At 35.6% G+C, this 14,903-nt stretch carries 14 protein-coding genes and 1 pseudogene; 13 read left to right on the forward strand and 2 right to left on the reverse strand.

Annotated features, from left to right (window positions below; genetic code table 11):
- Positions 1-47 precede the first annotated feature (47 nt).
- From EG342_RS08035 to EG342_RS08045, 3 genes are all read left to right on the forward strand, one after another.
- Positions 48-1,334, forward strand: coding sequence for a citrate synthase (locus EG342_RS08035; RefSeq protein WP_103289199.1), 1,287 nt, complete (start codon positions 48-50; stop codon positions 1,332-1,334).
- Positions 1,335-1,705: 371 nt separating this feature from the next.
- Entirely contained in the window at positions 1,706-2,767 is a 1,062-nt protein-coding gene (locus EG342_RS08040) for a helix-turn-helix domain-containing protein (RefSeq protein ID WP_103289200.1), read from the forward strand.
- A gap of 80 nt (positions 2,768-2,847) precedes the next feature.
- A complete protein-coding gene (locus EG342_RS08045; protein WP_103289201.1) occupies positions 2,848-5,022 on the forward strand; it encodes a TonB-dependent receptor domain-containing protein in 2,175 nt (724 codons plus the stop codon).
- A 33-nt stretch (positions 5,023-5,055) separates the two neighbouring features.
- Here EG342_RS08045 and EG342_RS25105 read toward each other — a convergent pair whose 3' ends face one another.
- Positions 5,056-5,223 (reverse strand): hypothetical protein, encoded by a 168-nt coding sequence (locus EG342_RS25105; RefSeq protein ID WP_164465161.1) that lies wholly within the window; start codon positions 5,221-5,223, stop codon positions 5,056-5,058.
- A gap of 82 nt (positions 5,224-5,305) precedes the next feature.
- Positions 5,306-5,470, reverse strand: coding sequence for a hypothetical protein (locus tag EG342_RS25110; RefSeq protein ID WP_164465136.1), 165 nt, complete (start codon positions 5,468-5,470; stop codon positions 5,306-5,308).
- Positions 5,471-6,124: 654 nt separating this feature from the next.
- On the opposite strand from EG342_RS25110, the gene EG342_RS08050 reads away from it, so the two are divergent.
- The 10 genes and pseudogenes from EG342_RS08050 to EG342_RS08095 all read left to right on the forward strand — a co-directional run bounded on the left by EG342_RS08050 (position 6,125) and on the right by EG342_RS08095 (position 14,901).
- Positions 6,125-7,039 (forward strand): dimethylarginine dimethylaminohydrolase family protein, encoded by a 915-nt coding sequence (locus EG342_RS08050; protein ID WP_103289202.1) that lies wholly within the window; start codon positions 6,125-6,127, stop codon positions 7,037-7,039.
- Between the two features lie 179 nt (positions 7,040-7,218).
- Positions 7,219-7,401 (forward strand): annotated as a pseudogene (locus EG342_RS25675) (four helix bundle protein); the annotation flags it as partial.
- Between the two features lie 184 nt (positions 7,402-7,585).
- Positions 7,586-8,509, forward strand: a complete 924-nt coding sequence (gene ctlX, locus EG342_RS08060) for a citrulline utilization hydrolase CtlX (RefSeq protein ID WP_103289203.1) — start codon at positions 7,586-7,588, stop codon at positions 8,507-8,509.
- Between the two features lie 20 nt (positions 8,510-8,529).
- Positions 8,530-8,889, forward strand: a complete 360-nt coding sequence (locus EG342_RS08065; protein ID WP_103289204.1) for an S-adenosylmethionine decarboxylase family protein — start codon at positions 8,530-8,532, stop codon at positions 8,887-8,889.
- A 43-nt stretch (positions 8,890-8,932) separates the two neighbouring features.
- On the forward strand, positions 8,933-10,354 hold the full coding sequence (locus EG342_RS08070) for a DUF4178 domain-containing protein (protein WP_246008756.1): 1,422 nt from the start codon (positions 8,933-8,935) through the stop codon (positions 10,352-10,354).
- A 3-nt stretch (positions 10,355-10,357) separates the two neighbouring features.
- Positions 10,358-10,549 carry a hypothetical protein gene (locus EG342_RS08075; RefSeq protein WP_103289206.1) on the forward strand — a complete coding sequence of 64 codons (192 nt, stop codon included), beginning with the start codon at positions 10,358-10,360 and terminating at the stop codon, positions 10,547-10,549.
- A gap of 13 nt (positions 10,550-10,562) precedes the next feature.
- Entirely contained in the window at positions 10,563-10,778 is a 216-nt protein-coding gene (locus tag EG342_RS08080) for a DUF350 domain-containing protein (RefSeq protein ID WP_077413617.1), read from the forward strand.
- Positions 10,771-12,285, forward strand: a complete 1,515-nt coding sequence (locus EG342_RS08085; protein ID WP_103289207.1) for a polyamine aminopropyltransferase — start codon at positions 10,771-10,773, stop codon at positions 12,283-12,285. Before EG342_RS08080 ends, EG342_RS08085 begins: the two co-directional genes overlap by 8 nt.
- A 34-nt stretch (positions 12,286-12,319) precedes the next feature.
- Complete coding sequence (locus tag EG342_RS08090) at positions 12,320-13,849, forward strand: NAD(P)/FAD-dependent oxidoreductase (protein ID WP_103289208.1); 1,530 nt, start codon at positions 12,320-12,322, stop codon at positions 13,847-13,849.
- A gap of 26 nt (positions 13,850-13,875) precedes the next feature.
- A complete protein-coding gene (locus EG342_RS08095; RefSeq protein WP_103289209.1) occupies positions 13,876-14,901 on the forward strand; it encodes a hypothetical protein in 1,026 nt (341 codons plus the stop codon).
- Positions 14,902-14,903: the final 2 nt, after the last annotated feature.

Genomic DNA, 14,903 nt, shown 5'->3' on the forward strand with positions numbered 1-14,903 from the left:
GTTTGCCGTATTTTATGGAAAGTAGTATATTTAAAAAAAAATAAATAATGTCAGACAACAAAGTAATATTGAATTACGACGGTAATTCATATGAATATCCTATCGTGGATAGTACTATCGGAGACAGAGGGATTGATATTTCAAAATTAAGAGACCAGACAGGTTTAATCACTCTGGATTTAGGTTACAAAAATACAGGAGCTACTATTAGCGACATCACTTACTTAGACGGAGATAAAGGGGAATTATTCTACAGAGGTTATCCAATCGAACAGATTGCTGAAAAATCTAACTTCACAGAAGTAATGTATCTTTTATTACATGGAGAATTACCTACTCAGGACCAATTTACTTCTTTCGACAACAATATTAAAAAATATAACTTCATCGCAGATGAGATGAAAAAGATCATTGATGTTTTTCCTCGTTCTGCTCACCCTATGGGAGTTTTATCTTCTATGACTTCTGCATTGACTGCTTTCAACCCGAAAGCCGTTAACGTAAACTCTAAAGAAGAAATGGATCATGCAGCTGAGCTGATGATCGCTAAATTCTCTCACCTTTGTGCTTGGACGTACAGAAAAACTCAAGGTTTACCATTAAACCACGGAGACAACAACCTAAGCTATGTAGAAAACTTCTACAAAATGGCATTCAGATTACCAAACGCAGATTTCGAAATCGATCCGGTAGTTGTAAGTGCTTTAGATAAATTATTAATCCTTCACGCTGACCACGAGCAAAACTGTTCTACTTCTACAGTGAGAATGGTAGGTTCTGCTCATACAGGTCTTTTTGCTTCTATCTCTGCTGGAGTATCTGCACTTTGGGGACCACTTCACGGTGGAGCTAACCAGGCAGTAATCGAAATGCTTGAGCTAATCGAGAAAGATGGTGGTGACGTATCTAAATATGTTGCTAAAGCGAAAGATAAGAATGATAACTTCCGTCTAATGGGATTCGGACACAGAGTGTACAAAAACTTCGACCCAAGAGCAAAAATTATCAAGAAAGCTGCTGACGATATTCTTAGCGCATTAGGAATTCAGGATAAAGCTCTTGATATTGCTATGCAGTTGGAAAGAGTAGCTCTTGAAGATGAATATTTCATCGAAAGAAAACTATATCCAAACGTAGACTTCTATTCAGGGATTATCTACAGAGCATTAGGAATTCCTACAGAAATGTTTACCGTAATGTTTGCATTAGGAAGATTACCGGGATGGATTTCTCAATGGAAAGAAATGAGATTGAAAGGAGACCCAATCGGAAGACCAAGACAGGTGTACCAAGGTGCTCAGGAAAGAAACTATATCGATATCGCAAGCAGATAATATTTGCTTCTACCATATCAAAATCCCAAGGCTTGCTTTGGGATTTTTTTTGTTTTTAGGGCCCTATATGATTAAACGGACTAAAGTCCGTTTCTATTGATCGGAAATTAATGTGATTTTTCCTTAAATGGCATTTTGATATTCAATAGGGGCGGGCTTTAGCCCGCCCAAACATCCAATTAAAATGAATCTTTTTATATGTTATTGAAATTGAATTCAATAATTTATTAAATTTACAATGAGCAGCTTCGAAGTCAAAAAGTTGATATCTATTGATAAAATGATTATAGATCTGTTCAGTGATCATAAATTAGTGCACCTTGTGAAATTATTTGTGCAATTTGTGTTTAAAAAATAAAAATGAATAAATCATGACCTTCGGACAGCATATATTATTTTTTTTCAGTGCCTTGGGAGCTTTCAATGGGATTTTGCTTGGTATTTATCTGTTGTTCGTTAAAAGGCTGAAAAATTTACAGGATTTCTTTTTGGGGGTTTTGCTTTTAATGTTAAGTATAAGAGTTGGGATTGCGGTTTGTATGTACTTTTATCCTGAATTACCCAGGGTTATTCCACATCTTGGTTTGTCTGCATTATTCTTTACAGGACCAGCTTTATATTATTACATTAAATCTTCTTTTCAGCAGGAAGAATTTGATCAAAGGAGCTGTCGGAAAATGTTTGGAATAGTAACCTTTATTTTAGGAGCTGTCGGATTGCTTTACTTATTTTTTCCGATTACCTGGGATCATTATTTCGGAACTTTCATTTATACAGCATGGTCTGTATTTGTATTTCTTGCAGTATATCAGTATTATCAATTTTCAAAACAAAATAGTAAAAGTCCCAATCAATTTGTTCTTCCGGTTTTAATAAGTAACGTCATCATCTTTTTAACCTATCAATTAATTTCCACGGGTTGGGTACAAATATACTGTGCAGGAGGAAGTCTGGTATTTTCATTTGTGCTGTATGCTAATTTCCTTATTTTATTCAACAAAAAAAATAAGCAGATAGCAACTAAAGAGGCTCACAAATATTCCAACAAGAAAATTTCAGGAGTACAGGCGGATAGTTTTGCTTCGAAATTAGAACGATTAATGGATGCTGAAGAATTGTATAAGAATCCAAATTTAAAATTAAGTGATCTCGCGTCCAGAATGAATATGTCTGCCCATCAGCTTTCTCAATTGCTGAATGATAATTTGGGTAAAAGTTTTTCCATTTATATCAATGAATATAGGATCGGGGAAGCTTGTGAGAAAATTGAAAATGGTTCCTATTTAAAAATTGAAGAAATTGGTTATGAGGTAGGATTCAACTCAAAATCAACGTTCTTTTCAACGTTCAAGAAAATAAAGAATACAACACCTCTTTTATATAAGCAGATGCAAATGCCTTCTGAGACTGAGTTTCATAGTCTCAATTTATAATTTCGTACTGCGGAATTTAAACTTCAAAACCCAATTCTTATTGGTAGCTGATACTTTTGATCTCATAAAAAATAAAATTTATGATGTTCAAATTATGGTTTCTCCTCATGTTGTTATTTCTGTCAGTTTTTGGGAAAGCCCAGGAAGTTGCAACAGAAAAAGTATCAGATTCGCTTACTAAATCGAAGCCGTCTACAACAAATATTTCAGAAGTCATTATTCAATCTGTTCCGAGAACTGTAAAATTGAATAATGGAAATCTGGTCATGAGTGTTTCGGGGAATAAAGATTTTAAAACTTCAACCAATCTCTTCGAAGTATTAAAAAAAACTCCGGGGGTGACCGTCGATCAGGAAGATGGAATTTTTATTGGCGGAAGAATAACATCGGCTATATTTATCGACGGAAAACCTGTTGTGATGAGTAGCCAGGAACTTCAGGCGTATTTACGGTCTTTATCTCCTGAAATGGTAGAATCTTTGGAAGTTAATGCCAATCCTTCTTCAAAATATGATGCGGAATTTAAAGGAATTATTGATATTAGATTAAAAAGGAATACCCATCTCGGCTTGAAAGGAAATTATAATGGAAATATATATGTTAATAAGTTTAATTACAGGGAAAACGCATTAAATCTATCCTATAATACCGAAAAAGTAGCCTACAGTTTGTCGATGGGATTGAATGATGGGATTTCCACCTATCGGTATAATGCTCTGCAACGATTGGCCAATACCAATGTCATGCGGACTAACACCAATCAGAAAGATAAAGGATCGGTTTACAGTATTCAGGCAGGTGCAGATTTCCGGTTAAATGCTAAAAATAGATTCAGTTTGAATCTGAGAAGTAGTTTAAGAGAAAATGACCGTACCCGTACAGGATCATTGTATACCACTGATAAGAGTGAAACAGAGGTTGTTTCTAACACCAGAAGTGAAAACCCGATTGATTATTCACAGAATAATTATGGAGTAACTACTGATTATTCTTTTCAGAACAAGGGATTTAGAATAAGCTTTTTAGGCAATTATCTGTCTGTAAAAAATAAACAGCAGGATGAATTTATAAATAGAGATCAGCCCTCTTCTAAATTACTGTCTTACTGGAAATCTGATCTTTTTAATAAAATTGATATTTATACAGCTCAGATTGATGTTTCTCAAAAAATAGGAACTGCAGATCTTGAAGGGGGAATAAAATACAGCCACTCAGATACCAATAACAATATCCGGTACGATACGCTGTCAACGGGGAATCAGTTTGTATTTGACGCCACGAGAAGCAATATATTCTCGTACAAAGAAAAAGTATTTGCCGGTTATCTGGCCTACAAGCAAACATTTGGTAAACTTCAGGTGAATGCGGGCTTAAGATTTGAAAATACAAAAAGTATTTCCAATGCCGTCACTGTAGATTCTATTGTTTCACGAAACTATCTTGAATGGTTGCCGTCTTTCAGTGCAAGCTATTCTTTTAATAAGTCCAATGAATTGTCGCTTTCCTACAGCAGGAAGATAACAAGACCGGTTTTCTCTCAACTTAATCCGTTCCGGTTTTATTTCAGTCCCCTAAACTATTGGATAGGAAACCCCTATCTGTTGCCCTCTTTTACCACGCAGATCAAAGCAACTTATCGTTATAAAAACTGGATTACAAGTATCACCTTTGGAAAGGAAAAAGATGTAATGACACGTTATCTCATTTACAATCCCGAAACAAATGTATTAGAATATCTGGGGACGAATTTACCATACAGGAATTTTGCTTCTTTGGAGACAAGTTTTCCCATAAAAATGACAAAGTGGTGGAATATTACCAGCCAGTTTGCCGGATATTACAACTACGAATTCCGACCTTACCTTGGCGACGTTTTTGCATTGAGCATTTATAATTATGAAATAAGACTAAATCAGGTCTTTACTTTACCCAAAGGATACATTATTAATCTATTTGCTAATTATGAATCAAAAACTGGAAACAGTCTTTACATCATCAAACCACGTTATAGCATAGATCTATCCATTCAGAAATCATGGCTTGATAATAAACTGAATACAAAGCTGGGGTATAATAATATCTTCGATTCTAATGATCAGAGCCTGGAATTCAGACATAAACAGATTATGGATAATCGGTTGCGACATTGGTGGGATAGCAGTAGGTTTTTCTTCTCACTTAGTTATAGCTTTGGAGATTCAAAGTATCAGGCAAAGGAAGTTCAGAGAACAGAAGAAGAAAACAGAGCAAGATAAAAAAACCTGCTTGAAAAAGCAGGTTGAGTATTTTTATGGGCAAACACAGTTACCGCATGTCCAGATTCTGCAGCTGCCATCTTCATTCCACTCACAGCAATAGTCTTCTGGTCTGGATGATTTGATTCCTCCGGTAATTGATTTTTGTTGATCTCTTCCTAATTTTTGTGCATTTTTAAGCACAGATTTGTTGTTGTTCATAACTTTGATTTTTTATATTTAGTTTTAATGTTTCCGTTGGGTTGGAAAATCCCCGCCTTTAAGGCGAGGATAGTTTAGTTTATTATGGACATTGGCATCTGTCACATGTCCATATATAGCATTTCCCATTGTTATCCCATTCACAGCATCTTCTGCCGGCTGAGATGGGTGCTCCTCCGGTAATTGATTTTTGTTGATCTCTTCCTAGTTTTTGTGCATTTTTCAGCACAGAATTGTTCTTGTTCATAACTTTGTTGTTTTGATGTTAATAGTTAAGTTTTAATTTTTTATAATCTTGCAAAATTATATCCCTAATATAGGAATTTTAACTCATTTTTTAATGATTTTTTTATCTTATATGAATGAAATATAGTAAGTTGTATAGAAATGAGGTAAAACGATTTATAATAAAAAGCCGTTTCACAACTTGTGGAAACGGCCTTGAAAGTTTTATGGACACATACATCTGTCACATGTCCAGATGAAACATTTTCCAGTGACGTCATCCCACTCACAGCATCTTCTGCCAGGTATTGCTCCTCCCATGACAGATTTTTGTTGGTCTCTTCCTAATTTTTGTGCCTTTTTCAGCACTTGATTGTTCTTGTTCATAACTTTGTTTTTGATGTTAATAGTTAGGTTTTAATACATATAATTTCGCGAAAATTATATCACTAATATAGGATATTAAATTATAAAAAAATCTGTTTTTTCGTTCTTATGTAGATGAAATATAGTAGGTTGTAGATGTTTTTGTATGCTTTATACTGTAGTTTGTTAAATGGGGGGAGAATTTCGCTAAAAGGGCTTGATTACAGAGCCTGAATTTCAGGCATAAAATAATCCAAAAGTTTTATAGATAGAGACCTTTACTTATATTTGTAGTATTGCATAAATCTTTATGAGACTAAACATTAAAAACGAAACGGGAAGGCTAAAGTCAGTAGTGCTAGGCCAACCTAATTCACTGGGACCGGTTCCCACGCTAGAGGAAAGTTATGACGCTAAGTCATATTACTCAATCGAACACAATATTTATCCTAAGGAAGTGGATATCATCAATGAGATGAACGCTTTCGAAGCCGTTTTAAAAAAATATGACGTTGAAGTACTTCGACCAAGCATTATTCAGGATTATAACCAGGTTTTTTCGCGAGATGTAGCCTTTGTCATTGATGATAAAATGATTATTTCCAACGTGATTGCTGACAGAGCGGATGAACAGGAAGCGTACAAAAGCGTTTTTGAAAAAGTAGCCTGGAGAAAAATTATTAATCTTCCGGAAACGGCGCATATCGAAGGAGGTGATGTTATCGTATGGAACGATTTCATTTTCATCGGGACATGTTTCAGCGAAGATTACAGAAACTATAAAACGGCGAGAACCAACGAGTATGCCATTGAAATTTTAAAAGAATACTTTCCAAAGAAAAGAATTATCGATCTTGAATTAAAGAAAAATGATAAGATTCCGTTCGAGGGAATTTTGCACCTGGACTGTACATTTAATCCAATTGGTAAAGACAAATGTATCATTTACAAGGAAGGATTTGTTGACGAAAGCGATTACCGTTTAATCATCGATATTTTCGGAGAAGAAAACTGTTTCCACATCAATGATGAAGAAATGTTTGAAATGTTCCCGAATATCTTTTCTATTTCTCCTGATGTTGTTGTTTCGGACAAAACATTTACCAGAATGAACAACCACTTAAGAGACGAATGGGGAATGACTGTTGAAGAGATTCCTTACAGAGAGATTTCCAAAATGGGTGGATTGCTGAGGTGTTCTACGATGCCACTTGTGAGAGAGTAATTATAGGTAGGAGAGTATTAGAGAGGGAGAGTTTTAGTGTCGCAGGGCGGTTTGAATACGATTTTTTAATCTTAAATAAATTAATTATGCCGACGATTAAATTTCATCAGGATCTAAGAGTCTATCAAAGATCTTTTGAAACCGCGCAGCAGATTTACGAACTCTAGAAATTTTTTCCGAAAGAAGAACTTTATTCATTAACAGACCAGATACGAAGATCTTCGAGGTCAGTTTCGGCTAATATCAGTGAAGCTTGGGGAAAAAGAAAATATGAAAAATCCTTTATTGCTAAGCTGACAGATTCTGAAGGGGAAGCAAGAGAAACACAAACGTGGCTTCAATTTGCATATGCTTGCTGCTAAATTAATGAAGAGCAATATTACAATTTACATAATCAATATAACCAAATAATTGGAATGCTGGTAAATATGATGAATCAATCAGAAAAGTGGTGTACATTCAATTCCATTGAAAAAGAAGAGGAGAATTAATTACTTGATCTGACTCTCAAACTCTCATACACTAGCACCCTCAAACTTTAAAAAGATGCAAACAACAGATACTGTATTAATGATAGAGCCGATCGCATTCGGTTATAACGCAGAGACTGCGAAAAATAATTACTTTCAGGTGGAACAGACAGGTTCTGATATCCAGTTAAAAGCTTTGGCTGAATTCAATACTTTTGTTGGAAAACTGAGAGGAAAAGGAATCAATGTAATTACAATAAAAGATACGTTAGACCCTCATACACCGGATTCCATTTTCCCAAACAATTGGGTAAGCTTCCATAAAGATGGAAAAGTGGTTTTATATCCGATGTTTGCTTCCAACAGAAGAGTAGAAAGAAGAGAGGATATTATTGAAAGTATCCAGGATCAAGGATTTGAAGTGTCTGAGATTGATGACTGGTCATTCTCAGAAACGCAAGGTCATTTCCTGGAAGGTACAGGAAGTATGATTTTTGATCATGATAATAAGATCGCGTATGGTTCAGTTTCTTTAAGACTGGATGAAAAGTTATTCAGAGAGTTCTGTGCAAAATACGGATTTACTCCGGTTGTTTTCCACTCTTACCAGACTGTAGGCTTAGAAAGGCTTCCGATTTATCATACCAACGTAATGATGTGTGTGGCAGATAAATTTGTGGTGATCTGCCTTGATTGTATCGATGATGAACTGGAAAGAGAAAAGGTGATTGAAACCATCAAAAATTCAGGAAAAGAAATCGTTGAAATTTCCGAAGAGCAAATGCAGCAGTTTGCAGGAAATATGTTACAGGTACAAAACAAAGAAGGTGAAAAGTTCCTTGTAATGAGCCAGACTGCTTACCTGTCTTTAACAACTGATCAGGTGACAGCTATTGAAAAATACTGTGAAATTATCTATTCAGACCTGAATACTATCGAAGTGAATGGAGGCGGAAGTGCAAGATGTATGCTTGCTGAGGTTTTTCTTCCAAAAAAATAATATATTTACGAAAAAATTAATTGAAACCATTATCAAGTAAAGGTTTACATATTCTTCTGACTTTGGAAACAGAGTCAGAAGATTTGTTATTAGACAGCAGCAGGTTTCTGGAATTTACAGAAAGTATCCTGAAAACTAAAGAGGTGGAGATTGTAGGAATTACTAATCATATTTTCGACAATCATAGTTTTACTGCTGCCGTATGCCTTAAAGAATCCCATCTCTGCATTCATACCTGGCCGGAATTTAAGCAACTTACCTTTGATGTTTTTCTATGCAATTACTCACAGGATAATACTTCAAAAACAGAACAAATTGCTGATGAGGTGGTAGGATATTTCAATGCTACTATTATTCAGGAACATAAAATTCACCGGTAAGATGGATCATATTTGCCCTGTTTGTCAAACAAACAATAACAACTTGGCTATAGATTTTACTGTTAAAGAGTTTATATGCAGCCATTGTGACAACCTTATTGAAGTCGGAAAAATTACACCGAAGAAACTCGTTAAGAAACCTTTGGAAAATGTTGTTCTGGAAGTAGGAAGAAAAGGAATCATCGATGATACCGAATATTGGGTGATCAATATTGTCATCAAAAAATATGGTTCAGATGTCTATTGGAGAGAATATGCTTTGAAAGATAAAGCCGGGAACGATGCCTTTCTCAGTGAAAGTGACGGAAACTGGGTTTTCCTTCAACAACTGGAGTTTGCTTTCAAAGAATCCAAATTTTATGCTGAACATGAAGGACGAAAATACCGCTGGTATGAAACCACTCCATGCAGCACCTATGCAGCAACAGGTTTTTTTGAGGAGAAAGCCAATTTTGCACTTGTCAGCTACAAGGAATATGTAAACGGTACAGAAATGATTTCCAGAGAACAATATGGAAATTCACCCCAATATTTCAAAGGACATTACATTTCAAGATCAGCTATCAGAAAAGCATTTGGTGTAAAAGATTTACCCTCCAGCCTTGGAATAGGTATTGTTCAGCCATTTCCCTATAATTTAAGACAATGCACGAACATTATGGCTATTGTCGCGTTGCTGATATGTTTACTTCAGTTATATGTAGTAACATCAAGAACCAACCAAACGGTCTTTGAACAAACTATTAAGTTTACTGATGTTACCGATAAAGAATTGATCAGTAATAGTTTCAGTCTTTCCGGAGGATCAGCACCGTTAAAGGTAAATGCCTTTGCTGATGTGGATAACTCCTGGGCCAATGTAGGAATAAGCCTTGTGAATGAAAAAACCAATGAAGTAATCTATGCTTCTAAAGATATTGAACAGTATTCCGGTTTTGAAGGTGGTGAAAGCTGGAGTGAAGGAAGTCAGAACGAAGATTTCAATATATGTGGAGTTGCTCCCGGAACTTATCATTTTCAGATCTCGGCAGAAAAAGAAGGTGGAGTAGTAGACCCTTTTAAATCCGGATACCGTCCGCCAAATAGTGATTTTTCTGTTATTCAGAATGAAAGTGGGTCTTTCTTTCTGCAAAATGATAAAGATAAAACCATCAATACATATGTCGGAAAAGAAGAATTAGAAAGAGAAATACTAAGAAGAACCGGTATCCTTAATAATCAAAAAGAAATCAAAAAGATGGATTCTGTTCTCATCAATATGGTGCCGGATTATGGCTATCCGGAGAAATATGAAGAACATACAACCGTTAGCATAAAAGCGACATGGCTGCCAGTGTCTTTCTGGAATTTCGGAATTGTACTTGTATGTTTAATAGTATTTACAGTATTAAGCTATATAGCACGACGTATCTTCGAAACCAGCAAATGGAAAAATAGTTCAAACTCTCCTTATCCTACCAATTAAGCTATGGAAAGACTCATTAATTACATCAGGAATAACTGGCAGTTATTTGCTATAGGAGGAGCTTTTCTGGGCTGGTTTCTCTATCTTACTTTTTCCGGGAACCATTTTTGTGACTGCGCCAAAACAGAAAGTTACCGTGACGGAACTACTAAAAGCCACTCCAGGGCAGGATATTACAGATTTTACCACAAATAAAAATATAAAAACTATGGACAACATTAATCTATTACCCATATTCAACTCGGTTCTCTACTCATTTCTGGGAATCGCTATTCTGTTGGTGTGTTATTTCATCATTGAAAAGTTAACTCCCGAAAAGACATGGCATGAGATCGCTCAAAACAAAAATATAGCACTGGCTATTGTTTTCGGGGCGTTTATTATCGGAATTTCAATGATCATTAGCGCGGCAATTCATGGATAAGAAGAGGATTCCTCTTGAGCTGCTTTTGATGTTCTCAGTATTTGTCATTGCGACATGCGGATTGATTTATGAGTTGGTAGCCGGAGCTTTGGCGAGTTATCTGTTAGGAGATTCTGTAAAGCAGTTTTCCTTCATCATCGGTGTCTATCTTTTTTCGATGGGGGTCGGTTCTTATCTGGCCAAATTTATTAAAGGAAATCTCATTGATAAATTCGTAGAGATTGAAATTCTTGTGGGAATTGTTGGCGGAATAAGTTCTGTGGTGTTATTTATACTATTCAATACCATGGCTCATTTTGAAGCAGTGCTGTATCTATTTGTTTTCTTTACGGGATGCCTGGTCGGGGTGGAAATTCCTCTTCTGATGAATATCCTTAAAGACAGAATAGGATTCAAGGATCTGGTGTCAAATGTTTTTGCTTTTGACTATATCGGTGCTCTTTTAGCATCCATATTATTTCCGCTGGTTCTTATACCCCATCTTGGAATTGTAAAAACACCCTTATTCTTTGGATTGATCAATATTTCTATTGCCATATTTTTATGTTTTTACCTTAAAAAAGAGCTCTCAAAACCGATATCTTTAAAGGTAAAAGCAATAGGAGCCTTTATCTTTCTTCTGGGGCTTTTTGTTTTTTCAGATAAGATTTTATCCTATTCAGAAGAAAAATTATATGGTGAGAATGTTGTTTTTACCAAAAGCTCACCCTATCAGCGAATTGTACTTACCAGGAACAACAGAGAGTTTCGATTATATTTAAATAATAATTTGCAATTTTCTTCCACTGATGAATACCGCTATCATGAGGCACTTGTACATCCGGTGATGTCTATGGCAAAAAATATTGATAACGTTTTGGTACTAGGAGGAGGAGACGGTTTTGCTGTGCGGGAGATCCTCAAATATAAAGAGGTGAAAAAAATCACACTGGTAGATCTGGATGGTGATATGACTCAGTTTTTTAAAAATAATGAGACCATGAAAAGACTCAACCAAAGGTCTTTCTCTAACCCAAAGGTTGAAATCGTAAATAAGGATGCCTACATTTGGGTAAAAGAGAATAAAAAGAAATTTGATGTCATTATCATAGACTTTCCTGATCCATCCAATTATAGTTTGGGAAAACTCTATTCACTGCAGTTTTATAAAGAGCTTGAAAAGATCACAACTCCTGAAACTAAAATTGTAGTTCAGACAACTTCACCCTATTTTGCTCCAAAATCTTTCTGGTGTATAGAAAAAACGATGAATCAGATTTTTCCTTTCACCTCGGCATATCATACCTACGTTCCTTCATTTGGAGAATGGGGATTTTCAATGGCTTCATATGAGCCTGTCAATAACAAGATCTATAGAAAGCTACCCAATTTAAAATTCTACGATTATAACTTTTCACAATTGTCTTATTTTAATAAAGATATGAAGGTGAAAGATGTAGAAGTTAACCGTCTGGATAACCAGATACTAGTCCGATATTTTGATGAAGAGTGGGGAAAAGTTCAGTAGAAAAGATTTTCTTAAAACAGTGCTATTAGGCAGCATGATCCTTCTTTTTTTACAATATTGTGGAAAGAAGGGCAAACTGCTGTTGCTTAAAATCTCAGGGACCAATCATATTCTTGGACATCGGCTTTGGGCTAAAAATTTTCCACAAGTATCAGAAGTTATCCACAAAAAATATCTTATTGTGGGCGGTGGAATTTCAGGACTTTCTGCCTGTAGATTTTTAAATCAACATAATGAAAACGATTATTTGGTATTGGAAATGGAAAATCATCTGGGAGGAAACTCTTCAAATGGACAAAACCAATTCTCAAAATTTCCCTTAGGAGCACATTATCTGCCATTACCCAATAAAGAAAATACGGAGATCATTGATTTTTTAAAGGAATGCGGGATCTACCAGGGGGATGATGAAAACGGAGAACCGGTTTTAGATGAATATCAGATGACTTTTCCACAGCAGGAAAGACTATTCTTCAAAAACTCATGGCAGAATGATATTGTTCCACAAAAAGGAATATCTCAGGCAACACAGAAAGAACTTGAACGGTTTTTCACGATGATGGATGATTTCAGGCAGAAGAAAGATCAACAGGGGAACTATTGGTTTGCTATCCCGGTTCATGATTCCAGCAAAGAAGATGAGGTGATCCGGCTTGAAAAAGTTCTTTTCAAAGATTGGCTGGGGCAGAATAACTTCAAGTCCGAAGAATTATTGTGGCTGCTGGACTACTCCTGCAGAGACGATTATGGGTTGGGAATAGATTATGTTTCTGCCTGGGCCGGTATTCACTATTTTGCAGGAAGAAAAAATAATTGGAGCAAACTTTACAAAGATCAGGTTTTCACATGGCCGGAAGGAAATGCGAGGCTGGCAACTTATTTATCAAAATATACTGAAGGAAAACAATTGAAAGAGCATTTGGTTTTTGATATTAAAGCAAATGAAAAAGTAGAAGTGCTATGTTTTGACAATGCTAAGAATAAAACGAAAAAGATCATTGCTGAAAAAGTTTTGCTGGCTACTCCACAATTTATTAATGAGAGAATTTTAAGCCACAGAAAGACTTTTTCATTTCAATATGTGCCATGGCTACTCACCACTATTACATTGAAAAATGAATTCGGAGGAGACGAAGAACTGGCTTGGGATAATGTGATCTACGGATCTGCCGGCTTGGGGTATATTTATGATCAGCATCAGAATATTAATCAGATCACAGGTGAAAAAGTAATTACCTATTACAGAAGTTTTTCAACAAGTGATTGCAGGAAAGCACGTAAGAAACTATTTTCTATGAAAGAAAACGAATTAAAGGTTCTGGTTTTAGATGATTTAAAAAAAGCGCACCCACTTATAGAAGATTTTATTCTGGAAATGCAATTTCATAAAATAGGACATGCTATGATAGCTCCTATTCCTGATCAGATTTTTGGAAATAGAACAAAAGAAGCAAAAGAGCCTGTAGATGGTAAGATTTTCTTTGCTCATTCTGACCTTTCCGGAATCTCAATTTTTGAAGAAGCCTTCTATCAGGGAATAAAAACGGCAAAGCAAATGCTGTAAAGTTCTTTTAAAATACAAATGACACTATGAAACAGCCCTGGATACATAATGCAAAAACAGATTGGTGGTTTATTTTATCACCACCCTTCCTGATATTGCTCATTATTTTTCTTTTTCATAAACAGATTCAGAGGCTTGAAGATCATTATTCCTTCTATACCTGGCTATTTCTGATTGTTTTTGTAGATGTGGCACACGTATATTCAACCTTGTTTAAAACATATTTTGTAAAATCTGAAATACAGAAGAGGAAATGGTTGTATATCGGAATTCCCATCATAAGTTGGGGGCTGGGAATTATTCTATTTCAATTGGGAAGCCTGACATTCTGGTCGGTGCTGGCCCTCGTTGCCGTCTTTCATTTTATCCGTCAACAGTATGGTTTTATGAGGATTTATGCCAGGTTTGAACCCGGTAACTGGAGCAAAAGAATAGATGAAGTTGCAGTGTATGCTGCCACAATCTATCCGATGTTATATTGGTTTAAAACTCCACGAGCTTTTACCTGGTTTGTAAATAATGAGTTTACCTGGCTCAATAATCTTCCGGATTATCTCAGTTTTATTACACCATTATACTTTGCTATATTGATTATATGGGGATTAAAAACAGTTTTTGAGGCTTTTAAAACAAAAGTTTTGAATATCCCAAAGACAATGCTTATCATTGGAACCTATCTGTCATGGTACTTTGGGATTGTTTACTTTAATAATGATCTTCTTTTTACTCTATTGAATGTTATATCCCACGGAATTCCCTATATAGCTCTGATTTATATCCGTGAAATCAGGCAAAAAGAAAATAATCAAGTGAAATGGATGCTTGCTTTTAAATCTTTTTTCGGAATCTTTTTATTTTTCGGAGTCATCTTATGTTTTGCTCTGCTGGAAGAGCTCTTGTGGGAATCGCTGGTCTGGAACGAACACTTTTCATTGGATCTTATACTTTCGGAATCCTTACTTCAGTTTGTAGTCCCATTACTGGTTGTTCCACAGCTTACCCATTACCTTCTGGACGGCTTTATCTGGAGGAAACCAAAAAAAGTTAACTAACT

Origin of the sequence: Chryseobacterium lactis (assembly GCF_003815875.1) — a bacterium.
Lineage (GTDB): Bacteria > Bacteroidota > Bacteroidia > Flavobacteriales > Weeksellaceae > Chryseobacterium > Chryseobacterium lactis.